This is a genomic window from Streptomyces sp. NPDC004134, from assembly GCF_042874195.1.
GTDB lineage: Bacteria > Actinomycetota > Actinomycetes > Streptomycetales > Streptomycetaceae > Streptomyces.
This window is the reverse complement of sequence record NZ_JBIAMS010000033.1, coordinates 80,766-105,481: the sequence shown is the minus strand read 5'-3', so window position 1 is coordinate 105,481 and position 24,716 is coordinate 80,766. Positions and strand designations below refer to the sequence as shown.

The window sequence follows — 24,716 nt, the reverse complement described above, 5'->3', positions numbered from 1 at the left end:
CACATCCCCGCCGACGCCTACGACCGAGCACAGGCAACCGGCCAGCCCATCATCATCACCGTCCCGACCACGACCCGCCACGGCGTGCCGTGGCGGCGGTTACTCATCCCCGTCGCCATCGCCGCCGCCGCGGCAGCCGGCTGCTGGGGACTGGTCGTTGCCGTGTGCGCACTGCTCGACGCGGCCACCCACGCCGCCACCGTCATAGCTGGCGCCGCCGGACCACTCGGCATCGGCGGCATCACCCTGCGACTCACCCGCGACCGACACTGAAGGGAGAGCAACACCTATGCGACTGCGTATCGAGCGGACCGGCTGCCCGCGCCACGCGCTCGTACTCACCGACACCCCCCGACCCGACTGCCCCGACTGCGAGGGCGACGGCGGGACCGCCTACGACTACGGCGACCACAACGGCGAGTACGCGGGCACCAACTGGGAGCCCTGCGACTGCTTCAACGCCGGCCGCCGCTGGACGCTGCTGCCCCTGCCGCGGTGGACCGCGCTGCCGCCACGCCTGTGGCCCGTGATCCGCCACTTCCGGCGTGTCCGCGACCGTCACCGCGACCCGTGGGCCGTCAACGGCTACAGCGACGAACCCCCGTTCTAGACACCCGGAGGACTCAACCATGAGTGACATCACGGCGCCCGACCGCCCTGCCGCCTGGATTGACGGGGACCCGCTGATGGAGGCCATCGCCCTGGCCGTCTACGAGCGGTGCGCGACCGGCGACGGCGGCATCGTCCACGACGACCCGCGCAACATCGCCGCCGCTGCCGCACTCGCCATCGAGACCACCACCTCTCTGTGGCCGGTCACGGCCCAGATCGCCGCCACGCTGGACCAGGCCAACGGCACCGCCGAACACGAACGCGCCATGCGGCTGCTGAAGATCAGCGAGGAAGCCGGAGAAGCCGCCGCCGCGTACATCGGCATGACCGGACAGAACCCGCGCAAAGGCACCACCCACACGGCCCGCGACGTGGCCGACGAACTCTGCGACGTCATCATCGCCGCGGCCGTCGCCCTGCACGACTTCACCACCGCGCCCCCGGCCGTGCTGGACGCCAAGGTGCACGCCGCCGCCCGCCGCCTCGACACCGCCGCGCAGGAGGAGGCGAAGCGCTTCGCGGCGCTGCTGACAGAGGGCCGATGCCCCAACTGCTGCTGGCTCGACTACCAGTGCAACTGCGCCGACCACCCTGACGCCTGAATGCGCCCGGGGCGACCGCGTGTCTTTGGCGAGAGAGGCGGTCGCCCCGGCCAACGGCCCACAACAGACCTGTTGGAGGACTCCAGCATGACCCAACCCACCCACATCCGGCGAGTGCCGGCCACGTTCCGGCCGTTACTGCTGGATCTGTTCTCCTGCGCCGGCGGCGCAGGCGCAGGCTATGCCCGTGTCGGGTTCGACGTGCGCGGCTGCGACATCGCCGACCGACCCAACTACCCCTTCCCGTACCACCAGGGCGACGCGCTGAGCTACCTCACCCAACTGATCGCCACGGGTGAGATCCGCCGGTACTCGTTCGTGCACGCCTCCCCGCCGTGCCAGCACGGATGCGCGCTCACGGTGGGCACGAACGCCTCACAGGGATGGGGGCGCACGCACGTCGACCTCGTGGCGCCCACCCGCGAATTGCTCGACCGCACCGGGCTGCCGTACGTCATCGAGCAGCCCAACGGCCGCGCGGAGATCCGCAAAGACCTGACGCTGTGCGGGGAGATGTTCGGTCTCGGGGTCATCCGGCACCGCAACTTCGAGTTGGGCGGCTGGCGCATCGAGCGGCCGGCGCACATGCCGCATCGGGGCCGGGTGCGCGGCTACCGACACGGCCGCTTCTACGACGGCCCCTACGTCGCGGCCTACGGCAACGGCGGCGGCAAACCGACCGTCCCGGAGCTGCAAACGGCCCTCGGCATCGACTGGACCGACGTCCGCGAGGAACTGACCGAAGCCATCCCACCTGCCTACACCGAGTACATCGGCCGCGCCGGGTACGCGCTGCTGTACGCGCGGCGTCTGGGGGAGGCGGCATGAACGGGGACCTGATGCGCGCCGCCCTGGACGCCGCGGGACGCGGCTGGCCGGTGTTCCCGCTGCGCCCCGGCGCCAAGCGGCCCGCGCTGCACAGCGAAGCCCGCTGCCCCGGCACCGGAGCCTGCACGGACCGGCACCGCAAGTGGGAACAGCGCGCCACCACCGACCCCGACCGCATCCGCGCCGCCTGGTCCGCGGGCGCGTTCAACGTCGGTATCGCGACCGGCCCGGCCGGGCTGGTCGTCCTCGATTTGGACGTGGCCAAGGGCAAGCAGGACGCGCCTGGCGGCGCGGCGACCTTCAAGGCGCTCTGCGAGCGCACCGGCCAGCCCGTACCCGACACGTTCACGCTGCGGACCACCAGCGGCGGCGAACACCGCTACTTCACCGCCCCGCCCGGCACCCGGCTGGGCAACACCGCGGGCACCCTCGCCCCGCACATCGACACCCGCGCACACGGCGGGTACGTCGTCGCCGCGGGCAGCACCGTCGGCGGCCGCTCGTACGCGGTCATCGACTCGGCGCCGGTCGTGCCGCTTCCTGCGTGGCTGCTGGAACGACTCCGGCCTACGTCGCTGCCCGACCAACGGCGTATCAGCGTCTCCCTGCACCGTCGTTCCCGATCGAACCGATACCTGCGTGCTGCGATCGACGGAGAGCTTCAGCGGGTGATCTGTTCGGGACCGAACCAGCACAACACGGCCCTGTACCACTCATCAGTCGCGCTCGGACAGTTGGTCGCCGGTGGTGCGCTGACCGCGTATGAGGTCACTGAGTGGCTAACCGATGCGGGCACCAGAGTGGGTCAGAGCGAACGCGAGGCCCGGGCCACCATCGCATCCGGGCTGCGGGCCGGCGCCCACCGACCCCGCCAAGTGGGTAGGTGACTCGGTTGGCTGCGCCAACCGGCTGCAACATGCAGGAGGGGGGGACTGCCCCTCCTGTTACAGCCGTCCTTTCGCCTCCGCCTGCCGAACCTTGACCGCTCAGGAGACTTCGCCTGTGACAGCAAACGCCAACGTGGAGACCGCCTTACTCATTCAGAAGGCAGCCGCAGCGTTCCAACCGATCGCCGGTGAACCCTCACCCTTCGTGCCATCTCCTGGCTACCCACTGTCCGGCCAACAGGTACCCCTGGCTGGCTTCGCCGATGAGGCAACGCTCGCCGAGGCGGTACTGCGCCGTCTCGCGCCCTGGTTTCACATCCAGCGCGAGGTAACGGGCATGCACCCCACCGGGCGCCCGTGTCGGATAGATGCCGTCCTCAGACCCCGGGACGCGCACATGTGGAAGAACCGGCAGGTCGCGCTCGGTGTCGAGTTCAAATCTTGGGAGTCACACGTCGGGAACGCGAGCAGGAAAGACCGGATTGGCTGGGTCGCCCAGTCCATCGACTACTCCATGGCCGACTGGAACGGCTATGGGCGCCTGCCGGTCTTCATGTGTCCTGACCCCTTCGTTCGTAGCCGCAACCCTGGCGAAGTCCCCATGGACGAAGTGGGCGAATTCATCGATGGCCTGCTTGGCCAGTACAACGTGGGCTTCCTGACCCTCTTCAACGGCGTCGGGCTCACCCTCTTCCTGTACGGCAGCAACACCATCTGGTCCGAACGCCACGGGGTCGCCCACGGCAAGAACTGGACCCTCGCCCCCCGCTCCGGACACCGCCGGTAGCCCTCACACCGACCCACGATGTGACACCGGGACGGCCGCCTCATCTCGCCAAAGACACGCGGCCGCCCCGGTTTGCCCTGCCCTCTCGCGAGACCAGGAGGCATCCAGCATGACCGACCTCACGCCCAAGCCGCGACTCCCCGGCACTGAGCCCGCGAGCAGTACTGCACCGGCCGCGGACGCAGGCGCCCGACAGGGAGTCGCCCGTCAGGGCGTCCCTTCAGTCCTTCCCCCGCAGCGGCCGCGGGCCGACAACGCGGCCGGGGATGGCCGCTACGCGGTCGCATGGCTCCACGTCTCCGCACCTGCCCGCGCCGTGCCTACGGCCCGGTCAGTATGCCTGTGCGGCTGGGAGTGCAACGCCGTCGGCTTGACGCGCGTGCTGGCGCTCATCGACGCGCACACGGCCCACCGTGAAACCTGCCCGCTGCGCAGCAACCAGGAAGGAAGGACCGCCGCATGAGCACTGCCATCGACGGGGCCGCGCTGCTGGACGAGGTGGAAGCCTTCCATCGTCGCTTCAACGTCTTCCCCACCGAAGCCGCCTACGTCGCCGTCGCGCTCTGGGACGCGCACGCGCACCTCATCGACTGCTACGAGACCACACCGCGGATCGCGTTCCTGTCCCCGGAGCCGGGATCAGGCAAGTCCCGCGCCCTGGAGATCGTGGAACTCCTCACGCCCCGGCCCGTCACCACGGTGTCCGCGTCCGCGAACGCCCTGTACCGGCTGGTCGACTCCGCCGAGGGACTGCCCACCGTGCTCTTCGATGAGGTGGACACCATCTTCGGACCCAAAGCCGGCGCCGACGAAGCACTACGGGGCTTCCTCAACGCCGGCTACCGGCGCATCGGCGGCGCGCTGCGGTGCGTCGGGGAGGGCTCGAACCAGAACGCGCAGGTCTTCAACTCCTACTGCGCCGTGGCCATGGCCGGACTCGGCTCCCTGCCGGACACCGTGCTGACCCGCTCGGTCATCATCCGCATGCGCAAACGCGCCCCCAACGAGAAAGTCGAGTCCTACCGCCAGCGCATCCACGACCAGCAAGGCCACGCCCTACGCGACCGCCTCGCCAAATGGGCCGACACCGTACGCGAACAGGTCAGCGGAGCATGGCCGGCCATGCCCGACGGCATCACCGACCGCCCCGCCGACGTCTGGGAACCACTCCTCGCCGCAGCGGACGCGGCCGGCGGGCACTGGCCCACCCGGGCCCGCGCCGCCTGCGTCGAACTGGTCCACGCAGCCCACGACAACGACGAAGCGTCGATGGGCGTACGGCTGCTGACCGACCTGCGGGACAAGGTGTTCTGCGGCGCCGACCGCATGCCCACCGCCGCCATCCTCGAATGCCTCCTGCGCCTGGACGACGCGCCATGGGGCGACCTGGACGACAAGCCCATCAACTCCCGCACCCTCGCCCGGCTGCTGGGCCAGTACGTCACCCCGGCGAACAAGCCCATCAAGCCGCGCGGCATCCGTACCCCCTCGGGCTTCCCCAAGGGCTACTACGCGGAAGACCTCGCGGACGCCTGGACGCGGTACTGCCCTCCGTACCCCGGAGAATCCGCCACGTCCGCCACGTCCGCCACACCCCAGGTCAGCGGGGGTGAATCCGTGGCGGATACCGCCACACCCATCCGCCACGCGCCAGCGGCAACCGCCACACAGGCGGTCCTCACCACGTAACCCGTACCGGCCCCGAGTGCCGCCACGCCCGCCCGGCGTGGCGGCACCAATCCGCCACACATCCGCTATCCGCCACACGATCAACCCTCTGACCTGCGATGTGGCGGCGTGGCGGACGTGGCGGATTCCCCGGAAGAAGAGACCTGAGCGCCAGCCGAAGGAGGCCCCCGATGGCCAGTACCAAGAAGCTCAAGCTCTCCGAAGTCCTCACCGAGATCGGCATGAGCCGCGCTGCCTTCTACCGCCTGCGCGCCCGCGGCAAGGCCCCGAAGCTCATCAAGTTGCCCAACGGCCAGATCCGTTGTCGCCGTAGCGACCTGGATGCGTGGTGGGCGCAGCACGAGACGTGCGCCTGACCCGCCATCGACCCGAGGGGCCCCGCCAGACGGCGGGGTCCCTCTCCGTAAGGAGAACAATGCATAGCTACGACGTGCGCATTTGGAGCATCCGGAAGCGCCCGAGCAAGGTCGCGCCGTTCCAACTGCGGTGGCAGGTGAACGGTGTTGAGCATCAGGAGAAGTTCGCGACCAAGACGCTCGCGGATGCCCGCCGTGCGGAGCTGCTGACCGCGACACGCAAGGGCGAACCGTTCGATACGGAGACCGGCCTTCCTGTGTCCGAGGTGCGTGAACGGAACCGCACGAGCTGGTACGCCCACGCTCGTGAGCACGTCGCGCGGAAGTGGCCGACAGCCGCAGCGAAGCACCGGTCGAGCATCGCGGAAAGCCTGACGATTGCCACGATGGCTCTGTGCCCGACAGGTAAGGGGCGACCGGAGGACGACGTATTGCGCCGTGCGCTCTATCTGTGGGCCTTCAACGCCGGTCGGCACGGCCAGGAACCCCCGGAAGTTGAGGCCAACGCGTTGGCGTGGGCGGAACGCAACGCGCCGGCCGTGGTTGACCTGGACAGCGCCAAGCGCATGCGCACGGTGCTGGAGCACCTGGCCAAGAGGAAGGACGGGAAGCCCGCCGCCGCGAACACGTTCCGGCGGCGCCGCGCGGTGCTGAGCAACTGCCTGCGCCTGGCCGTGGAGCACGAGCTGCTGCCAGGCAACCCCCTGCACCGCGTGCACTGGGAGACCCCCAAGGCCGTAGAGGAACTGGACGCGCGCAGCGTCGCCACACCCGCGCAAGCGCGCGCGTTGCTCGATGCGGTGCGGGCACAGGGGCCGCGCGGTGCCCACCTGGTCGCGTTCTTCGCCTGCATCTACTACGCCGCCATGCGCCCCGAAGAGGTATCCATGCTGAGCGCCGATCAGTGCGAGCTGCCCGCCGAAGGCTGGGGGCGGCTCCTGCTCGCCGGCGCCCGGCCGCAAGTGGGTTCCGCGTGGACGGACGACGGCAAGCCCTACGAGGAACGCCAGCTCAAGCACCGGGCCCGCAAGGCGGTCCGGCCGGTGCCCATCCCTCCGGTGCTGGTGGCCATCCTGCGCGCTCACCTGGAGGCAGGTGGCGCCACCCCCGAGGGGCGACTGTTCAGCGCCGTACGCGGTGGCCCCGTCCGGTCGCAGGAGTACAGCGTGGTGTGGAAGGAGGCCCGGCGGAAGGCGCTCACGGCCGCGCAGGTGGATTCCCCGCTGGCCGCCATCCCGTACGACCTGCGCCATGCCTGCGTCTCGTTCTGGCTCCGCTCCGGGGTGAGCCTTGCCGAGACCGCCCGCCGCGCGGGGCAGAGCGTCGCCGTGCTCCAGCGCTACTACGCCAAGGTGCTGGACGGGGAGGAAGCCAAGATGAACGCGCTCATCGACCAGGGGTTGGCTGAGCACGGAGATGGGCCCGCGCCGTCCTGAATCCTGGCCGCAGGTTGGCCGCACGCACTGGTCAGGGGTGGGAAACCCGCGAATCAGGGTGAGACAGGCCCCATGCGGAAGCGGCGTCGTCGGGGCATGACGGCGCCGCTTCTGACCTGCGGGGATGGTGCTTCTCGGCGGAGAGTGTGGGATTCGAACCCACGGTGACGGGGTACGCCACGCCGGTTTTCAAGACCGGTCCCTTAGGCCACTCGGGCAACTCTCCCTGCCGTCGCTCCGCGGCGGCAGGGACCAAGGCTAGCGGTTCGGGTGGCGGCGTTGCGTGCGGGTTTGGCAGTGGGGTGTGGGGGTGGTGGGGCGGGGTCACCCGGGGGTGGTGGCGGCCGGGTCCATCCAGAAGATCTCCCACTGGTGGCCGTCCGGGTCGAGGAAGCTGCGGCCGTACATGAAGCCCTGGTCGTTGGGCTCGTTCGCGACGCCGCCGCCCGCCGCCAGCGCCTTGTCGACGATCTCGTCGACCGCCTCGCGGTTGTCGACGCTCAGGGCGAGGATCGCCTCCGTCGACGTGCCGGCGTCCGCGATCTCCTTCTTCGTGAAGCCCTTGAAGAACGGCTCGGTGAGGAGCATCGCGTAGATGTCGTCGGAGATGACGAGGCAGGTGGCGTTCTCGTCGGTGAAGTTCTCGTCGAAGCGGTAGCCGAGGGCGGTGAAGAAGGCCATCGAGCGGTCCAGGTCCTTCACGGGCAGGTTGACGAAGATCTTGTGCGGCATCGTGACGGCCCCTCTCCGGGCTGTGGTCGTCGGCTCCTTGAGCACGCTTACACAGGGATAGACGGAGTGGGGGCGGCCGACTCATCGCTGGGCCGGCCGGTCTCCCCGGATTTTTTCTCCGAGGGCCTGCCGCCTGCGGTTTCGCGGCGGGTTCCCGTCACCGCGGCAGGTGTCTCGCCGCCGAGGCCACCGTCGCCTTCGCCTCCCGCTCCGGCAGGCCCGCCGTCATCGCGGCACGGATCAGCGCCTCCGCTACGTCCCGGCCGTGGCCCGTCTCGTACGCGCGGCAGGCTGCCCAGAACAGGCGGGCGTTGCGTTCGCCGGGGTGGGAGGCGGCCACGAAGCGGATCAGGGCGTCCGGCCGGCGGTCGCCGTCAGCCCGGCGCTCTCCTCCCGGAGGGTGGTCGGCGTCCGGGGGCGGCGGCGGGGGGTCCGGCGGCGGTGGGGTGAGGAGGCGCAGCAGGGCTCCCGGGGCGGGGGCCGGGGCGCGGGCCGAGCGGGGCGCCAGCCGGTACGTGCCGTGCAGGGTGCGGGAGCCCGGCCCGGCCAAGTAGCCGCCGGTGCCGCGGACGTCGACCCCGGGTGCCAGCCGGCCCACCGAGTTGGGGACCGTGTGGCCGGCGTTGCCCGTGAGCCAGATGTGACGGCCGCCGCCCGGGGTGAGTATCACCACCGTCGGCGGCAGCACGATCCCGTGCGTCGCGAGCAGCGACTCGAACACTCCCCTCGCGTCCGTCCCCGGTTTCACGTCGAGGTCCAGCCCGATCAGGTGATGCGGCGGCCGGCCGCAGGCGATCCCGTACCCCGTCGCCCAGGGTGCGGCGGCGAAGAGGGTGTGGATCGCGTCGGTGTCCGTCGTCGCGTCGTACACGCCGTGGCCGATGCGCCCGCACTCCCCGCGGCAGGGCACCCGCGGCCAGTCAGCGTGGTGCGGGGAGCGGACCGCGGGCTGTTTCGCGCGGGACAGCGGGAAGACGGGCAGGCCGCGACGGGCGGCGGCCAGCGCGGCGGTGAGGGCGTGGCTGTGTACGGAGCTGTCCATCCCTCCAGTCTCGTACACGTGTTCGATACGCGAAAGTGGGCGGCTGTGCGGGTTTACCCGGCGCCGATCATGCCTGCGGGGGAAATGGGTGGTGGTCCGCGAATGTCCGGGAGCGCGTGGGAAACGATGCTCTCGCGACGTCGCAAACCGCCGGAGAGCCGGCCGGGACACCGGTCGGCTCCCGAAAACGGAACCGTCTTCCGTTACATAGGAGGAAGCAGATGGCACGCACTCGCACGGCCCGCATCTTGGCCGCGGCAGCTTCACTGCCGCTCGCTGTCGCGCTCTTCGGAGGGGTCGCGCACGCGGACAACGGGGCCGGGGCGTTCGCCAACGACGACTCCCACTCCGCGATCGTCGGCCAGCTCGGCGGCGTCGGTGACGACAACTTCGGCAACAACGCCCAGACCCAGCAGGTCAACAACGGCGACGGCGGCTACAACGAGTCCAACACCGCCAACGTCCAGGGCTTCGGCAACGCCGTCGACCAGTCGGACACCGTGATCGCCTTCACCAACATCTGGTAAGGGCTCACGCAGTTCGGGGTGCTCATGGGGATGGCCCGCGCGGCCGCACCGTCACGGTGCGGCCGCGCGGTCGCGTCCGGGGGCGGCGGGCCCGCCCCGGGGCCCGTCAGGCTCGTACGGGCCCTTGCGTTCCGCGTACGGCCGGGCTCCTTGCGCGCCGCGTACGTCCCGCCCAGGTCCCGCGTACGTTCCGCGTACGTCCCGCGTACGGGCCTCCCGCCGCCCTCCGGACGGCCCACCCGCGCGTGTCGCACCGGCCGCCCCGCCCGTCCGCCCCGTTCACTGCTCGGCATGCCTCCCCAGCCCCGCCGCACCACCCGCCGCCTTCTCGCCCCGCTCCTCGCCGCCGTCGCCGTCTTCGCCGGCGCACTCACCGGCAGCCCGGCCGCCACCGCCGACGCGGCCACCGCCACTTCAGCCACCGCCGACGCCGCCGCCCCCGCCCCCGCACCCGCACCCGAAGACTTCCGCGACCCCCGCGACTTCGGCGCCCACGTCTTCCGCGGCCGCGCCTTCGACACCTGCCACACCCCCTCCCGTGCCGCCATGTCCGCCTGGCGCGCCTCCCCCTACGGCGCCGTCGGCGTCTACTTCGCAGGCCGCGGCCGCGCCTGCCCCGACCAGCCCCACCTCACCCCCTCCTGGCTCCGCGCCGTCCACCGCATGGGCTGGCGCGTGCTCCCCCTCTACGTCGGCTCCCAGTCCCCCTGCGTCGTCGCCGGCAACAAGGACCACGTACGCATCGACCCCGACCGCCCCCGCGGCCAGGGCCGCGCCGAGGCCCGCGACGCCGTGCGCAGCGCCCGCGCGCTCGGCATGGCCCCGCGCAGCGCCCTCTACCTCGACATCGAGCACTTCCGCGGCTCCGCGGCCTGCGAGCGCACCACCCTCGCGTACGTCCGCGCGTGGAACGAAGAGGTGCGCCGCCTCGGCTGGTTCCCCGGGCTCTACAGCAGCGCGAACTCCGGCATCCGCATGATCGAGCAGGCCCGCCGCGCCGGGCGGGACGGGCTGCCGTCCGTGCTCTGGGTGGCCCGCTGGCGCACCGCGCCCTCGCTGTACGGTGAGCCGCGCGTCGACCCCGCCGCCTGGCGGCCGCACCGCCGGATCCACCAGTACGCGGGCATGGTCGAGGAGCGGCACGGCGGCAAGCGGATCGTCATCGACCGCAACGTCGTGGACGCGCCGGTCGCGATCATGGGCCCCCGGACGTAGTACCCCGAAGGGTCCTCCGGCCGCCCCTCCACCTACGGGAGGTCCGGCCGGCTCGGTACCTACTCCCTCGGGTGGAGTCGGCATCGCGACCTACGGGCGATCCGCATACCCGGGTACCGCTCCTAGCGTGGAGCCATGTCCACAGCCAGCACCACCGACGCCCCCGCGGCGGCGGACACCGCACGACCGCCCCTGCCGACCTTCGCGGCGTACGTGCACCTCCGGGGACCGGTGCTGCTGCGCACCGCGCGCTCCCTGACCACCAGCCCGTGGGACGCCGAGGACCTGCTGCAGACCGCGCTGGCGCAGACCTATCTGGCCTGGGACCGGATCGAGGACCCGCGGGCCCTCGACGGCTACGTACGACGCGCGCTGCTCAACACCCGCACCTCGCAGTGGCGCAAGCGCCGCGTCGACGAGTACGCCGCGGGCGACGACCTCCCCGAGCCCGCCCCCGTGCCCGGCCCCGACCCGGCGGAGCACCAGGCGATGCGCGACGCGATGTGGCGCGCGGTGCTGCGGCTGCCGGAGCGGCAGCGGGCGATGGTGGTGCTGCGGTACTACGAGGACCTCAGCGAGGCGCAGACGGCGGCCGTGCTGGGGGTGTCGGTCGGAACGGTGAAGAGCGCGGTCTCGCGGGCGCTCGCGAAGCTCCGGGAGGACACGGGGCTGGGGGAGATGACGCAGGCGGCCTAGGGGTCGCGCCGCGGCTCCCGTAGGGGATGCGCCGCGGCTCTCGTACGGGCCGCGCGGCGGCTCTCGTACGAGCGCGCAGGGGAGCCTGCGCCAGGCCCAGCGCGGGGATGTGCGCGGGGGTACGGGGGCGGACAGTCACCCCCTCCCGAGGTAGTGACAAGGTGCCCGGTCGCCAGCAGAATCAGCGCCACTGTCTACTGGCGCGTAACCACTGCGTGTCTCTGCGTGTCCTACCACCGGGAGGCCCTCCGTGCTGAGCACGATGCAGGACGTACCGCTGACCATCTCGCGGATCGTGACCCACGGCTCGACCATCCACGGCGACTCCAGGGTCCTCACCTGGACCGGATCCGGCGAGCCGCCGCAGTCCAGGACCTACGCGGAGGTCGGCGCCCGCGCCGCGCAGCTCGCCCACGCGCTCCGCGACGAACTCGGCGTACGGCAGCAGGAGCCGGTCGGCACCCTCATGTGGAACAACGCCGAGCACCTGGAGGCGTACCTCGCGCTGCCCGCCATGGGCTCCGTACTCCACACCCTCAACCTCCGCCTCGACCCGCGCCAGCTCGTCTGGATCGTCAACCACGCCCGCGACCGCGTCATCCTCGCCAACGGCACCCTCCTCCCCCTCCTCGCCCCGCTGCTGCCGCACCTCCCCGCCGTCGAGCACGTCGTCGTCGCGGGACCGGGCGACCGCGCGGCACTCGACGGCACCCACGTCACCGTCCACGACTACGAGGAACTCCTCGCCGGCCGCCCCGAGTCGTACGACTGGGCCGTCCTCGACGAACGCGAGGCCGCCGCCCTCTGCTACACCTCCGGCACCACCGGCGACCCCAAGGGCACCCTCTACAGCCACCGCTCCGTCTACCTGCACTCCCTCGGCGTGCTCGCCGCCGAGTCCTTCGGCATCACGGTCCACGACCTCGCGCTGCCGATCGTGCCGATGTTCCACGTCAACGCCTGGGGGCTGCCGCACGCCGCCTTCATGGCCGGTACGTCCCTGCTCATGCCCGACCGCTTCCTCCAGCCGGGACCGGTCGCCGAGATGATGGAGACCTGCCGGCCCACCATCAGCGGCGCCGTCCCCACCATCTGGCAGGCCCTGCTCAACGAACTCGACGCCCGCCCCCGCGACGTCTCCTCCATGCGCACCGCCATCGTCGGCGGCACCGCCTGCCCGCCGCAGCTCATGAAGGGCTTCGAGGAGCGGCACGGCATCCGCGTCGTGCAGGCGTGGGGCATGACGGAGACCTCGCCGCTGGGCTGCATCGCGCACCCGCCGGCGGGCCTCGAACCGGCGGCGGAGTACCCGTACCGGCTGAAGCAGGGCCGCTTCCCCGCCACCGTGGAGGCGCGGCTGCGCGGCCCGGACGGCACCCTGCTGCCGCAGGACGGCGAGTCGGCGGGCGAACTGGAGGTACGCGGGCCGTGGATCGCGGGCGCGTACTACGGCGGCGCGGACGGGGAGCCGTTCCGGCCGGAGGACAAGTTCAGCGAGGACGGCTGGCTGCGCACGGGCGACGTCGGCACGATCACGCCCGACGGCTATCTGACGCTGACCGACCGGGCGAAGGACGTCATCAAGTCGGGCGGCGAGTGGATCTCGTCGATGGAGCTGGAGAACCACCTGATGGCCCACCCCGACGTCGCGGAGGCGGCGGTCATCGCCGTACCGGACGAGAGGTGGGAGGAGCGGCCGCTGGCGGCGGTGGTGCTGCGCGAGGGCGCGGAGGTGACCGACGAGGAACTGCGGGCGTATCTGGGGGAGCGGATCGCGAAGTGGCAGTTGCCGGAGCGGTGGGCGCGGATCGGTGAGGTGCCGAAGACGAGCGTGGGGAAGTTCGACAAGAAGGTGCTGCGGCGGCGGTACGCGGACGGGGAGCTGACGGTGACGCGGCTGTGAGGGGCGGGCGCTCGTCGTCGTCCGGGGCGTGAGCGGAGCCGGTGCGGGGCCGGTGCAGGGCCGGTTCGGGGCCGTCGGGGGGCGCAGGGGGGCGAACGACCGGTCCGGCCGCCGTGCCGGCTGCGTGGTGCCGGCTACGTGGTGCCGATCTTGGCCAGCAGGTCGACGATGCGGTTCTGCACCTCCGCGCTCGTCGACCGCTCCGCCAGGAACAGCACCGTCTCCCCCGACCGCAGCCGCGGCAGCTCCGCGCGGTTGATGTCCACGGCCGTGTAGACCACCATCGGGGTCCGGTTGAGCATCCCGTTCGCGTTCAGCCAGTCCACGATGCCCGTACGCCGGCGGCGGATCCGCATCAGGTCCATCACGACCAGGTTCGGCCGGAAGCGCGTCGCGAGGTCCACCGCCGCCTCGTCCGACGTGGCGTGCATGACCTGCATGCCGCGCCGTTCCAGCGTCGCCGCCAGCGCGTCCGCGATGTCGGGGTTCTCCTCGAAGAGGAGCACGCGCGGCGGGTGCTGCTCGCTGTCGCGCGGCGCGAGCGCCTTCAGCAGCACCGCCGGGTCCGCCCCATACGCCGCCTCCCGCGTCGCCTGCCCGAGCCCGGCCGTGACCAGGACCGGCACGGACGCCGCCACCGCCGCCTTGCGCAGCGACTGCAGCGCGGTGCGGGTGATCGGGCCGGTGAGCGGGTCCACGAAGAGCCCGGCGGGTGAGACGGAGATCTGCGCGTCCAGCTCCTCGCGGGAGTGGACGACGACGGGGCGGTAGTTGCGCGCGGTCAGCGCCTGCTGCGTGGCTGCGTCGGGCTCGGGCCAGACGAGCAGCCGGCGCGGGTTGTCCAGCGGCTCGGGCGGCATCTCGTCGTCGAGCCGCAGCGGGGTCGTCTCGGGGTCCTGCGCGGCGACCTCGATGACGCCGTGGCGCCCGTCGAGCGGCTCGGGGCCCTCGGCGGCGGAGGCGTCGGGGGCCCCGACGGCGAAGGCGCGCCCGATGGCGTCCCGCCGGGCGGCGGTGCCGGGGCGGGGCGCGGGGCGGTGGGGGGTGTGGGGCGCGTGAGGTGCGTGCTGCTGCGGGGGCGCGTCCGCGGGGGGCGTGTTGCCGCCGCGCGGGGGCGCACCGTCCGCGGGGGACCCGGCGCCGAGGCGGCGCCGGCGGCCGCCGGTGTGCTCGTCGGCGGCGTCGTACGGGTCGTGGGTGGGGGCGTGCGCGGGGTCGCCCGCGGCGGCGTAGGGGTCGTACGCGGAGTCGTGGGCGGGGTCGTAGGGGTCGTGGGGGTCGTGCGCCGGGGCTCCGGCGGGGGCTCCGGTGGGGGTGGGGGTGCCGGTGTGCTGGGCGTGGGTGCCGCGGGGGTCCCGGGGGGTGTCCCCGGGGCGGTTCTGGGGGCCCGGGTCGTTCCGGGGGCCGTGGCCGCCCTGGGAGGGCGGGCCGCCCTGGCCGCCTTGCGCGGGGGAGCCGGGGTGGTCGCCCTGGGAGGGTGAGCCGGGCTGGTCGACGTAGGCGACGCCCTGGCCGAGGGTGCGCACGCTGATGGGGCCAGAACCCTGCGCCGGGAGCGCCGGCATCGCGGGGGTCGCGGCGGAGCGGGCGAAGCGGGTGGCGCCGCCGTGGGTCGCGGGGGCCGGGGCGGAGCCGGACGCGGCGGGGCGGGATCCCGGGGCGTCGGCGGGGGTGGCCTGGGCGTGGGCGGGCTCCGGTGCGGTGCGGGGTGGCGCCTGGGGCGCGGCCGCGGGCGGGGCGTCCTGCGCCGGGACCGTGGGCGGAGCGGGGGTGGCCTGGGCGGCGGCGGGGTCGGCGGTCGCCCGGCGCGGGTCGACGCCGCGGGCGGGGGTCTGCATCCCGTGCCGCGGGTCCACGGGCGCGGGCGTGTGGCCGGAGGCGTGGGGGCCGGCGGGGGCCCGGGCGGCGGGGTTCTGGGCGGCCGGGGCCTGCGGGCCGGGCCGGCGGGGGACGTTGCCGCCGTGGGTGCGGGGGTCGCCTTGCGTACGGGGGTCGTCCTGGGCCCGCCGGTCGCCGGGGGCGTCCTGCGGGCGGCCGTCGCCCTGCGTACGGGGGTCGTGCTGGGCGGGCACGGCCGGGGTGCCGGTGCCGTGCCGGGGCTGCGGGGCCTCCGGAGTGCCGTGGCCGGGGTGCGGCGTCTGCGAGGTGCGTACGGTACGGACCTCGCCCGTGTCGTCGCCGGTGGCGGCGCCGCGGTTGCCGTCGTGGGGGTACGGGCCGGTGTCGGGGTCCTGCACCGGGCGGCCGGTGGCCCGCCGGGGCCGGGGGGCGGCGTACGGGGGCGGGGCGTCGTCGTAGCCGCCGGGGCTCTGGGAGTGGGGGTGAGGCCCGGTGTCCGGGTCGGGGACCGCGGGCCCGGGGGGCAGGGCGGGTGCGCCCTGCGGGGCGTCGGCGGGTGCGGCGGGGCGGCGGCGCCGGCCGGTGGGGTGCTGCGGCTGCGCGGGGCCGACACCGCCGGGAGGCACGGGGGTGCCCTGGACGTTCGGTACGGCTGGGCCGGTGGTGCCCTGGGGCAGTTGCGGCGCCCCGGAGTTCTGCCCGGCGGGCAGCGCGGCGTGGTGCCCGGCCCCGCCCCGGTGGCCGGCGGGATCGGCGGGCTCAAGCCGGCCGGCGGAGACCCCGCCACCGGTGTCGCCCTGCGCAACGGAGGGCCCGCGCCCGGCACTTGCGGGCTGGTCGTACGCCCCGCCGGGTCCGCCCTGCGCCCGTGCGGGTCGGCGGCCGGGGGCCGCGTCGTCGTACCCGCGGCGGTCCTGGGTACGGGACGGGCCGCCGGCGGGGGCCGCGTCGTCGTATCCGCCGTCGGGGGCGCCGGGGCCCGCGTAGCCGGCGTCGTCGTGCTCGCCGGGGGCGGGCGGACCCGCGTACCCGGCGGAGTCGTTCCGTGTACGGGACCGGCCGTCGGCCGGGTGCACCGCGTCGTCGTACTCGCCTGTGACGGGGTCGCCGGGGTCGCCCCGGCCCGCGTAGGCGCCCGGGTTGCCGCGGGTCCGGGGGCCGGGCGCGGCGGAGTTGCCGTACTCGCCCGCCGGAACGTCGGGGTCCGCGTACCCGCCGCGGTCGTCGCGCGTGCCGGGGCGGCCCGCCGGGGCGTCGTGCCCGCCGGGCAACTGCCGCGCGCGGGAAGGCCCGCGGCCGGCGTCGCCGTACTCGCCCGGGCCCGCGGTGTAGTCCGGCCCGGGGTGGCCGCCCGGCGCCGGCTCCCCACGGGACGGCCCGCGGCCCGCGTCGTCGTATGCACCCGGGCCCGCCGTGTACGCCGGTCCGCCCCGGCGACCGCGCGCCGGGTGGCCGCCGGGGGCAGGCGGGTCGTCGTACTCGTCGGGGTCCAGCGGTTCGGCGTGGCCGGGGGCGTGGCCCGTACGCGAAGGGTGGTCACCCGGCTCGGCGTGGGCACCCGGGCCCATGTGGGCGCCGGGACCGGTGTGGGCCGTGGGGCCGCCGGGAGGCAAGGGGCCGGGACCGGCCGGGCCGTTGGGGCCTACCCGTCCACCGGGGCCACCGGGCGCCGCGGGGCCGACGGGCCCGCCAGGTCCTGCCTGACCACCGGGGCCACCGGGTCCGCCGCGCCCGCCGGGACCGGTAGGACCGGCAGGACCGCCGCGTCCGCCGGGGCCGCCAGAACCTCCCGGGCCACCGGGACCGCCGGGTCCCATCGGCCCGCCCGGACCCATCGGGTCGTCCGGTCCCTCGGGTCCACCCGGGCCGTCGAACCCGCCGGGACCGCCCTGCCCGCCGGGGCGACCCCGGCCGTCACGCCCCTGCGGCCCGCCGTTGCCGCCCCGACCGTCCGTACCCTCGGGCCCACGTGGCCCGCCGCGCCCGCCCGGGCCGTGACCCTCGTCGTACGCGACCGGGCCGCCGCCGGGACCCTCCGGCCCGCCGTATCCGCCCGCGCCCGCGGGCGCACCGGGACCGCCGTCGACCTCCGGCCCGGCCGCTTGGCCACGGCCACCCGGGACGCGGTGGCCCTCGGGCTCACCCGAACCGTCGTACGCACCCTGGCCGCCGCGCCCCGCGGGGCCGCCGGGCCCACCCGGACCGTCGTATCCGCCCTGGCCGCCGCGTCCTCCGGGACCACCCGGAGCGCCCTGCCCCTCGAAGTCCGCCGGTCCGCCCTGTCCGCCCTCGGGTCCTTCCGGTCCCGCCGGGCCACGTCCTACGGGCCGGCGGCGGGCGCCCGTCGTGGGCTCGCCCGACTCCGGGCGGTCCTGCTGCGGTTGGCTGCCCGGGCCCTGGCCCACGGGCCGGCGGCGCCGGCCGCGACCCTGCGTGCCGGGCAGGGCGTGCCCGACGGCCGCCGCGCCGGTGTCGACGGCACCGGCCTCGCCCGCGCCGCCCGTACCGCCCGCCGCCGCGCCGGTCCCGTCCGCCGCACCCTCCGCCGCACCGTCCCGCGCGCCGTCCGCACGGCCGTCACCCGGCGCCTGCGCACCGCCACCACCGTCGTACGCACCCTGCGCGCCCTGCGCCCCCTCCGGAACCGCCCGCCGCCGTCCACCGGCCCCGCTCGCACCCTGCGGCGTACCGTGCCCCGGCGTGTGACGCGGCTCCGGGACAACCGCCGGCCCGCCGGCCTCCGTCGCACCGGCCCCGCGACCGCCTGCCGCACCCGCACCGCCGCGCCCCGCACCGTCATCCGCACCCTGCCCCGGCGGCAGCCCGGCCACCGCAACGCCCTCCGCGGGCACCCCCGCACCGGGCCCACCGGGAGCATCCGCCCCGGCCGGCACCCCGGCCGCCGGTGTCGACCCGCGCCGGCGCCGGCCCGTACCCGTACCGCCGACACCCGTACCGCGCGGGGGCGTTCCCGCGCTCTCGCCCGACTCCTCCGCCGCGGGCGCGGCGCGGCGCCGCCGCCCGCCGCCCGTACGCCCGCCGGCACCGCCACCGGAAGCCCCGCCCCCGGCCGTACCGTCAGCACCACCCTCAGACCCGGCAGCCCCACCGGGCCCGGTCACCTCACCCGGAGCCCCCGCGCCAACCGAAGCCCCCGGCCCAGCCGACGGCCCCGATGATCCAGAAGTCCCCGACGCCCCCCGCCCCGGCGCCTCCGCGCCCGGCATCACCGTCGTCTCGTTCCCCGTGTCCCGGCCGCGCCCCGACGTCTCGCGCCCCCGCGCCACCCGCGCCGCGGGACCCGCCGCCTGCACCGGCACCTCCAGCAGATACGCACCGCCGCTCTGCCCCGGCACCTCGTGCGTCTGCAGGATCCCGCCGTGCAGCAGCGCCACGCCCCGCGCCAGCGGCTCGTGCACCGAACCCGCCCCGGCACCACCGGAACCGGAACCGGCCGCGGCACCGCCACCGACCCCCCGCGGACCCTGCACCTCTATCCGCACCACATCGCCCCGCCGGGCCGCCGCCACGACCACGGGCGCGTCCGAAGCCCCCGCCGTCCGCTGGCCGGTGGCGTCGACCCCCGCGACCTCCGCGATCAGGTGCGCCAGCGCCAGCGCCAGCCACCGCCCGTCCGCCTCGATCTCCATCTGCGGCGCGTGCACCACGAACTGCGCCCGCCCGGGCCCGATCAGCTCGTCCGCACCCTCGGTCGCGGCGTGCACCACGTCCTCGAGGTTCACCGTTTCCACCGCGAGCCGCGCCTTGCCGGTGTCCAGGCGCTGGAAGTCGAGCACGCTGTCGATGAGCGCGGTCATCCGCCCGTAGCCGGCGGAGAGGTGGCGCAGCGTCTGGTTGGCCTCGGGCCAGAGCTGCCCGGCCGGGTCGTCGACGAGCGTGTTCAGCTCCGCGCGCAGCGTGTCGAGCGGGCCGCGCAGCGCGACGTCGAGCACCGCCCGCAACTGCGTGAGCCGCGCCTCCAGCGCGTCGCGCCGCCGCCGGTCGGTGAAGGCGAGGACGGCGCCGACGAGTTGGTCTCCGTCGCGCACCGGGGCGGTCGTCATGTCCACGGGCACCGGCTGCCCGTCGCGACCCCAGAGCACCTGGCCGCGTACGCGGTGCTTGCGCCCCGAGCGCAGGGTGTCGGCGATCGGGGTCTCCTCGTACGGCAGGGGGGTGCCGTCGGGGCGGGAGTGGTGGATGAGGGGGTGGAGGTCGGCCCCGCCGAGTTCGCTGGCGCGGTAGCCGAGGATCTGCGCGGCGGAGGGGTTGACGAGGACGACCTTGCCGGTGGTGTCCGTACCGACGATGCCCTCGGCGGCGGCGCGCAGGATCATCTCGGTCTGCCGGCGCTGCCGGTGCAGCTCGGCCTCTATCTCGGCGGAGCCCGTGAGGTCCCGTACGACGAGCATCAGCAGCTCGTCGCCCGTGTAGTGGTGGCCGGGCGCGTACGGGGACTCGCCGCCGGGGCCGTCCTCCAGGTCGGCGCTGGTGACCTCGGCGGGGAAGGCGCTGCCGTCGGTGCGGCGGGCGGCCATGCGCAGCGGCTTCGTCCGCTCCTCGGGGCGCAGCCCCGCGTCGGGCGCGACGGAACCGGTGTTGTCGCCGCGGGGGCGGCGCATGGAACCGGGGATGAGCTGCGGGTCGAAGTCCGGCAGCAGGTCGAGCAGCCCGCGGCCGACGACGGCGGCGCCGGGCCGCTCGAAGGTCTCCAGCGCGACGCGGTTGGCGGCCACGACGGTGCCGTTCGTGTCGACGAGGAGCAGCGCGTCGGGGAGTGCGTCGAGTATGGCGGCGAGGCGAGCAGCGCCTCGGGATGGCCGGCTGCTCACGACGAACTTCCTCCTCGACGACCGTTCTTACTGTGCGGTGCGGCCTGCCTACGCGCCGTCGCGCTTCCCGTACGCACCGCGTACACCCCGTGCGCGCCGGTGGCCGTGCCACGAGAGGAGTCTACGGTCCCCCGTTGCCCGGGGGACGGCGGATGAGAATCGTCACGCCGCCACCACAACTCCGCCGGGTTCCGCCGGGGAGCGGCCGGAGGGCCCGGGCATCGTGCCGTCCGCCGCCGGAACGGGCAAGTGAGGGCCCGGGCGGCAACTGCCCGGCGCCGGCGGCAGGGTACGCGGGGAACGTAACCGGGGGACGGGCGGCATGCAGACCGAAGGCGACGATTCCGGCAGCCGCGAAAGCCGCGCGCCACCGCCGTGACGTCGCTCGCGCCGCCGTTCGTACTGCTGGTCGTCGGCGGTTTCTTCACCGGCCGGACACAGATCCCGGTCCCGGCGGGGTGCGGGGCGTAGAAGCACACCGTCCGCCAGAAGCGCCCCAACGCAACAAATCGCACGTACCGCCAACGGCCCCGACCCTGTCCGCCGTACCTCTGCCACGGGCGAATCTGCCGCGGGCAAAGATCCCTCCCCTTCCGGCCGCCTCCGGCCGACCGTGGAGGCAAGACGAGCAGCACCCGTCCACGAGGGAGGCACGATGACACCACCGGCCCGCACCACCCTGACACCGCGCGCGGAAGAAGAGGACGCACCGCCCCCGTCGAGGTTCGACGACCACCTGTCCGCCCAGCTCCTCGGCCAGCGGATCGTCCTCCTCGGCACCGAGGTCACCGACGCGTCCGCGAACCGCGTCTGCGCGCAGCTCCTCCTCCTCTCCGCCGAGGACCCGCGCACCGACATCGCGCTCTACGTCAACAGCCCCGGCGGCTCCGTCCACGCCGGTCTCGCCATCTACGACACGATGCGGCTGATCCCCAACGACGTGGCCACGCTCGCCATGGGCTTCGCGGCGAGCATGGGGCAGTTCCTGCTCACGGTCGGCACGAAGGGCAAGCGCTTCGCGCTGCCGCACGCGCGGATCATGATGCACCAGCCCTCCGCGGGCATCGGCGGCAGCGCGGCCGACATCGAGATCCAGGCGGACAACCTCGCGTACAGCAAGACCCTGATGGAACGCCTCCTCGCCGAGCACACGGGCCAGGACCAGGCGACGATCTCGCGCGACGGCGACCGCGACCGGTGGTTCACGGCGGAGCAGGCGAAGGAGTACGGGATGGTGGACCAGGTCGTCGAGTCGCTGGCCGACATCCGCCCGGCAGGTTCGAAGCGACGGATGGGGCTGTGACCATGAGCCAGTACACGATCCCGAACGTGGTCGAGCGCACGGCGCACGGCGAGCGCGCGTACGACATCTACAGCCGGCTGCTCTCGGAACGGATCATCTTCCTCGGCACCGAGATCGACGACGGCGTCGCCAACGTCGTCATCGCCCAGCTCCTCCACCTGGAGTCGGCGAGCCCCGGCAGCGAGATCTCGATCTACATCAACTCGCCCGGCGGCTCGTACACCTCGCTGATGGCGATCTACGACACGATGACGTTCGTCGGCGCCCCCATCTCCACGTACTGCGTCGGCCAGGCGGCGTCCACCGCGGCGGTGCTGCTCGCGGGCGGGGAGAAGGGCCGCCGCTTCGTACTGGAACACGCGCGGGTCCTGCTGGGGCAGCCGGCGAGCGGCGTGCGCCGCGGCACGGTGTCGGACCTGAGCCTGGAGGCGAAGGAGATCCTGCGGATCCGGGCGCAGATGGAGGAGGTGCTGGCGCGGCACACGGGCCACGAGGTGGCGACGCTGCGGGCGGACACGGACCGGGACAAGGTGTTCACGGCACAGGACGCGGTGGCGTACGGCCTGGCGGACCAGGTGATCAGCAAGCGCCACCTGTGAGGGACGGGCACGGCGGGGACCGGCACAGCGGGGACCGCCCCGCTGTGCCGCACACCGTTCGGATCAGGCGGCGAGCCGCACGTCGCCGGAGCGCGAACGGGCGCTGGGCAGTTCGGTGACGGAGGACAGCCCGGCGGGCCGCTCCCGGTCGCGCCCCCGGTCGCGAACGGCGGAGAGGCGGACGATCTCGCCGTGCACGAGCACGAGCAGGTCGGCCAGCCGCAGCCCGAGCGCCTGGGCGGCGGCGGCGAGGACCTCGGACGAGGCTTCCTTCAGCCCGCGTTCGACCTCGGAGAGATACGGCATGGAGATCCGCGCGGCGTCGGCGACGTCCTTCAACGTCCGCTCCTGAGCCAGCCGCTCCCGCCGCAGCACACCCCCGACGACCTGCCGCCACAGCGGCTCGCGCCCATCGGCGGCCTCGGGCGCGGGGGGACGCAGGGGGAGGACGCGGGCGGGGCGGTTCGGCGCGTGGTGGGTCACGGTCTCAGCCTAGGCGGGTGGGGCGAGGAGGGAAGGGGTGGGCGATCTGCCAACGGCAGAATCGCCGATGGCGAACGGAGCGGCCCCGCACAGCAGAACCGCGGCACCCACCTCCCCCATCCACGCGCCCTCCAAAGCCGTGACCCCCTCAGCCGCAACTCCCCCAGGCGTAACGCCCCCATCCGCAACCCCCTCAGGCGCCACTCCCCATCCGCCACTCCCCCCATCCGTGACTCACTGCCGCCCCTGAGCCTCCCGGGCCGCGTCCTCGACCTGCCGCCGGTAGGACTCCCACCAGGCACGATCGCCGCCCGGCAGGTTGCCGTTGCCCTGCCGCATCCCGGCGGCGCCGTCGACCAGCTCGCGGACGATGTCGGCGTGCCCGGCGTGCCGCTGGGTCTCGGCGAGCATGTGGACGAGCACCCGGTGCAGCGACACCTCGGCCCGGTCGTCGGGCCAGTGCGGTACGCGCCCGAGGTCGTCCAGGGTGAGCGCCGCGATGGTGGCGTCGGAGTGCGCGCAGGCGCGCTCGTAGAGATGGACGAGGTCCTCGCGGGACTCGTCGGCGGTGGCCCACATGTCGATGTTGGGCACCTCGGCGTCGGGGCCGTCGAGCCAGGGCACGGACTCGCCGAAGGGGCGCCCGAAGGTATCGCCGAAGTACGCGGTCTCGCATCCGATCAGATGCTTGACGAGCCCGAGCAGGTTGGTGGCGGTCGGCGTGAGCGGACGCCGTACCTCGTACTCGGACAGCCCGTCGAGCTTCCACAGCAGCGCTTCGCGGGCGGCCTGCAGATAGTGGTGGAGGTCCGCCTTGGGATCGGTGTCGGCCATGCCCACCAGCATCGCACTGCACCCCACCGCGCGAGGGGATGGCCACCACCGGCCCGCGCCGGGGGAGGCGGGGCGGCGGCGGCCGCAGGATCGGGAGCACGTACTTCTTCCACCTGCGCTAGGCGCCGCCGGCGAGGCGAGGACCCCGTCGCCGACGAGGCGGGGCGGCGAGGCGCCGTCCCGGGCCGCCTCCTCACTCCCACCGGCACCGCAGTACTCCCCACCCCCACACCCCTCCTGCCCGCCATCGAAGCGGGCCTCCTCCCCACCCACTGCCAACGCGAAGTCTCCGCCTCGTCGGCGTCGTTGGCCGCGCCCGTGTGAACACCACGCGCGGCGAGGGCCGTCCGGGGGTGAAACCCCGACCGATTCCAGTCGACGTCTTTCCAGGCCCACACCGGCGGTCAGCAAGCGTCGGCCGGGTGCAGGGAGCGATGGCCCCGCAGGCAGGAGCCCCCGGGGCTGCCGCCTGCGGGGCCGCCGTTGCGCCTCCGCTACGCGTGGCCGCAGCCGCAGCTCCGGCGGGGGACGAGGGTTGCGGTGGCCGGGGGCTCTTCCGTGGTGCCGTCGAGGAGGAGGTCTACGGCGCGTTGGGCCATGGCCCGCAGGGGTTGTTCCGTGGCCGTCAGGGCGGGAGCCGTGTACGCCGCGTCGGGTGTGCCGTCGAGGCTGACGACGGCCAGCCGTTCGGGTACGGGGACGCCGTGGGCCCTGGCCCCGGCGAGGACGCCGATGGCCTGTTCGTCCGTTGCCGTGACGAGCGCCGCGGGCATCGCCCCTTCGCCGATCAGGCCCCCGGTCAGGTCGGCCGCCGCGGCACGCGCGTACGCGCAGCGCAGCAGCAGCGGCCGGGAGCCGCCGGCCCCGGCGACCGCCGCCTCCCATACGGCCCGGCGCCGGCCGACGGGTCCGGCGTCCTGCGGGCCGGCGAGGAAGGCGACGTCGGCGTGTCCGTGTGCGCGCAGGTGCGCGACGGCCTGCCGGACCGCGGCATCGTTGTCCGCCGTCACCGCCGCGACCTCCACTCCTTCCGGCTGGTTGTGGACGTACACCGCCGGGACACCGGCCCGTTCCGCCTCGGCCGCGACGTCCGCCCCGCCGTCCGCGGAGACGATGACCAGCCCGTCGACCTGGGCGGTGAGGAACCGTTCTGAGAGGTGTTTCTGCCGGTCGGGTGAGTACCCCGCGTTGCCGATCAGGGTCAGCTTGTCGTGCAGTTCGAGAGCCCGCTCGATGTGCCGGGCCAGTGCCCCGAAGTAGGGGTTGGAGGCGTCGGCGAGGATGAGCCCGACCACGCCGGTGGTGCGTGAGCGCAGGGCGCGGGCGATGCGGTTGGGCCGGTAGCCGAGTTCGGCCGCGGCGGCGAGGACACGGGCGCGGGTGTCCGCCGCGACCGGCCGGGGGCCGTTGTTCATCACGTAGCTGACGACCGCGGTGGAGGTCCCGGCCGTACGGGCCACGTCCGCCAGCGTCGGCGCCTTGGCTTCTCGTCTCGTCATGGGTCTTGCATCGTC

General features: G+C 74.2%; 21 protein-coding genes and 1 tRNA gene. 15 read left to right on the top strand and 7 right to left on the bottom strand.

Annotation, left to right across the window (positions count from 1 at the left end):
- The 9 genes from ACFYVJ_RS31445 to ACFYVJ_RS31405 all read left to right on the top strand — a co-directional run.
- The coding region (locus ACFYVJ_RS31445; RefSeq protein ID WP_388898754.1) for a hypothetical protein at positions 1-273 on the top strand (273 nt) is incomplete at its 5' end.
- 16 nt (positions 274-289) lie between these two features.
- On the top strand, positions 290-610 hold the full coding sequence (locus tag ACFYVJ_RS31440) for a hypothetical protein (RefSeq protein WP_388898751.1): 321 nt from the start codon (positions 290-292) through the stop codon (positions 608-610).
- Between the two features lie 19 nt (positions 611-629).
- Positions 630-1,214, top strand: coding sequence for a MazG-like family protein (locus ACFYVJ_RS31435; protein WP_388898749.1), 585 nt, complete (start codon positions 630-632; stop codon positions 1,212-1,214).
- 87 nt (positions 1,215-1,301) lie between these two features.
- On the top strand, positions 1,302-2,042 hold the full coding sequence (locus tag ACFYVJ_RS31430) for a DNA methylase (RefSeq protein ID WP_388898746.1): 741 nt from the start codon (positions 1,302-1,304) through the stop codon (positions 2,040-2,042).
- Positions 2,039-2,929: a bifunctional DNA primase/polymerase gene (locus ACFYVJ_RS31425; RefSeq protein WP_388898743.1), complete on the top strand. Its 891-nt coding sequence runs from the start codon at positions 2,039-2,041 to the stop codon at positions 2,927-2,929. The genes ACFYVJ_RS31430 and ACFYVJ_RS31425 overlap by 4 nt, the downstream gene beginning before the upstream one ends.
- 115 nt (positions 2,930-3,044) lie before the next feature.
- On the top strand, positions 3,045-3,716 hold the full coding sequence (locus ACFYVJ_RS31420) for a hypothetical protein (RefSeq protein ID WP_388898741.1): 672 nt from the start codon (positions 3,045-3,047) through the stop codon (positions 3,714-3,716).
- A 459-nt stretch (positions 3,717-4,175) separates the two neighbouring features.
- Entirely contained in the window at positions 4,176-5,405 is a 1,230-nt protein-coding gene (locus ACFYVJ_RS31415; protein ID WP_388898738.1) for a DUF3631 domain-containing protein, read from the top strand.
- Between the two features lie 170 nt (positions 5,406-5,575).
- Complete coding sequence (locus ACFYVJ_RS31410; protein WP_388898735.1) at positions 5,576-5,761, top strand: helix-turn-helix transcriptional regulator; 186 nt, start codon at positions 5,576-5,578, stop codon at positions 5,759-5,761.
- Positions 5,762-5,820: 59 nt separating this feature from the next.
- Entirely contained in the window at positions 5,821-7,197 is a 1,377-nt protein-coding gene (locus ACFYVJ_RS31405) for a tyrosine-type recombinase/integrase (RefSeq protein ID WP_388898732.1), read from the top strand.
- A 138-nt stretch (positions 7,198-7,335) separates the two neighbouring features.
- On the opposite strand, the gene ACFYVJ_RS31400 is transcribed toward ACFYVJ_RS31405, so the two are convergent.
- From ACFYVJ_RS31400 to ACFYVJ_RS31390, 3 genes are all read right to left on the bottom strand, one after another.
- A tRNA-Ser gene (locus ACFYVJ_RS31400) sits at positions 7,336-7,423 on the bottom strand.
- 98 nt (positions 7,424-7,521) lie between these two features.
- Positions 7,522-7,929, bottom strand: coding sequence for a VOC family protein (locus ACFYVJ_RS31395; protein ID WP_388898730.1), 408 nt, complete (start codon positions 7,927-7,929; stop codon positions 7,522-7,524).
- A 157-nt stretch (positions 7,930-8,086) separates the two neighbouring features.
- Entirely contained in the window at positions 8,087-8,971 is an 885-nt protein-coding gene (locus ACFYVJ_RS31390) for a bifunctional DNA primase/polymerase (protein ID WP_388898728.1), read from the bottom strand.
- Between the two features lie 221 nt (positions 8,972-9,192).
- On the opposite strand from ACFYVJ_RS31390, the gene ACFYVJ_RS31385 reads away from it, so the two are divergent.
- The 4 genes from ACFYVJ_RS31385 (at position 9,193) to ACFYVJ_RS31370 (ending at position 13,312) form a co-directional block, all read left to right on the top strand.
- Complete coding sequence (locus ACFYVJ_RS31385; RefSeq protein WP_388898725.1) at positions 9,193-9,498, top strand: hypothetical protein; 306 nt, start codon at positions 9,193-9,195, stop codon at positions 9,496-9,498.
- Between the two features lie 291 nt (positions 9,499-9,789).
- On the top strand, positions 9,790-10,713 hold the full coding sequence (locus ACFYVJ_RS31380; RefSeq protein ID WP_388898722.1) for a glycoside hydrolase domain-containing protein: 924 nt from the start codon (positions 9,790-9,792) through the stop codon (positions 10,711-10,713).
- 135 nt (positions 10,714-10,848) lie between these two features.
- Positions 10,849-11,409 carry a SigE family RNA polymerase sigma factor gene (locus ACFYVJ_RS31375; RefSeq protein WP_388898719.1) on the top strand — a complete coding sequence of 187 codons (561 nt, stop codon included), beginning with the start codon at positions 10,849-10,851 and terminating at the stop codon, positions 11,407-11,409.
- 250 nt (positions 11,410-11,659) lie between these two features.
- Positions 11,660-13,312, top strand: a complete 1,653-nt coding sequence (locus ACFYVJ_RS31370) for a long-chain fatty acid--CoA ligase (RefSeq protein ID WP_388898716.1) — start codon at positions 11,660-11,662, stop codon at positions 13,310-13,312.
- A gap of 134 nt (positions 13,313-13,446) precedes the next feature.
- Here the strand turns inward: ACFYVJ_RS31370 and ACFYVJ_RS31365 are convergent, their stop codons facing one another.
- Positions 13,447-19,983, bottom strand: coding sequence for a PAS domain-containing protein (locus ACFYVJ_RS31365; RefSeq protein ID WP_388898713.1), 6,537 nt, complete (start codon positions 19,981-19,983; stop codon positions 13,447-13,449).
- A 655-nt stretch (positions 19,984-20,638) separates the two neighbouring features.
- On the opposite strand from ACFYVJ_RS31365, the gene ACFYVJ_RS31360 reads away from it, so the two are divergent.
- Positions 20,639-21,286 (top strand): ClpP family protease, encoded by a 648-nt coding sequence (locus ACFYVJ_RS31360; protein ID WP_388898710.1) that lies wholly within the window; start codon positions 20,639-20,641, stop codon positions 21,284-21,286.
- A gap of 2 nt (positions 21,287-21,288) precedes the next feature.
- A complete protein-coding gene (locus ACFYVJ_RS31355) occupies positions 21,289-21,885 on the top strand; it encodes a ClpP family protease (protein WP_047016680.1) in 597 nt (198 codons plus the stop codon).
- Between the two features lie 63 nt (positions 21,886-21,948).
- On the opposite strand, the gene ACFYVJ_RS31350 is transcribed toward ACFYVJ_RS31355, so the two are convergent.
- From ACFYVJ_RS31350 to ACFYVJ_RS31340, 3 genes are all read right to left on the bottom strand, one after another.
- Positions 21,949-22,368 (bottom strand): helix-turn-helix domain-containing protein, encoded by a 420-nt coding sequence (locus ACFYVJ_RS31350; protein WP_388898707.1) that lies wholly within the window; start codon positions 22,366-22,368, stop codon positions 21,949-21,951.
- A 234-nt stretch (positions 22,369-22,602) separates the two neighbouring features.
- Positions 22,603-23,202, bottom strand: a complete 600-nt coding sequence (locus ACFYVJ_RS31345) for a DinB family protein (protein ID WP_388898704.1) — start codon at positions 23,200-23,202, stop codon at positions 22,603-22,605.
- A gap of 494 nt (positions 23,203-23,696) precedes the next feature.
- Positions 23,697-24,701, bottom strand: coding sequence for a LacI family DNA-binding transcriptional regulator (locus ACFYVJ_RS31340; RefSeq protein ID WP_388898701.1), 1,005 nt, complete (start codon positions 24,699-24,701; stop codon positions 23,697-23,699).
- Positions 24,702-24,716: the final 15 nt, after the last annotated feature.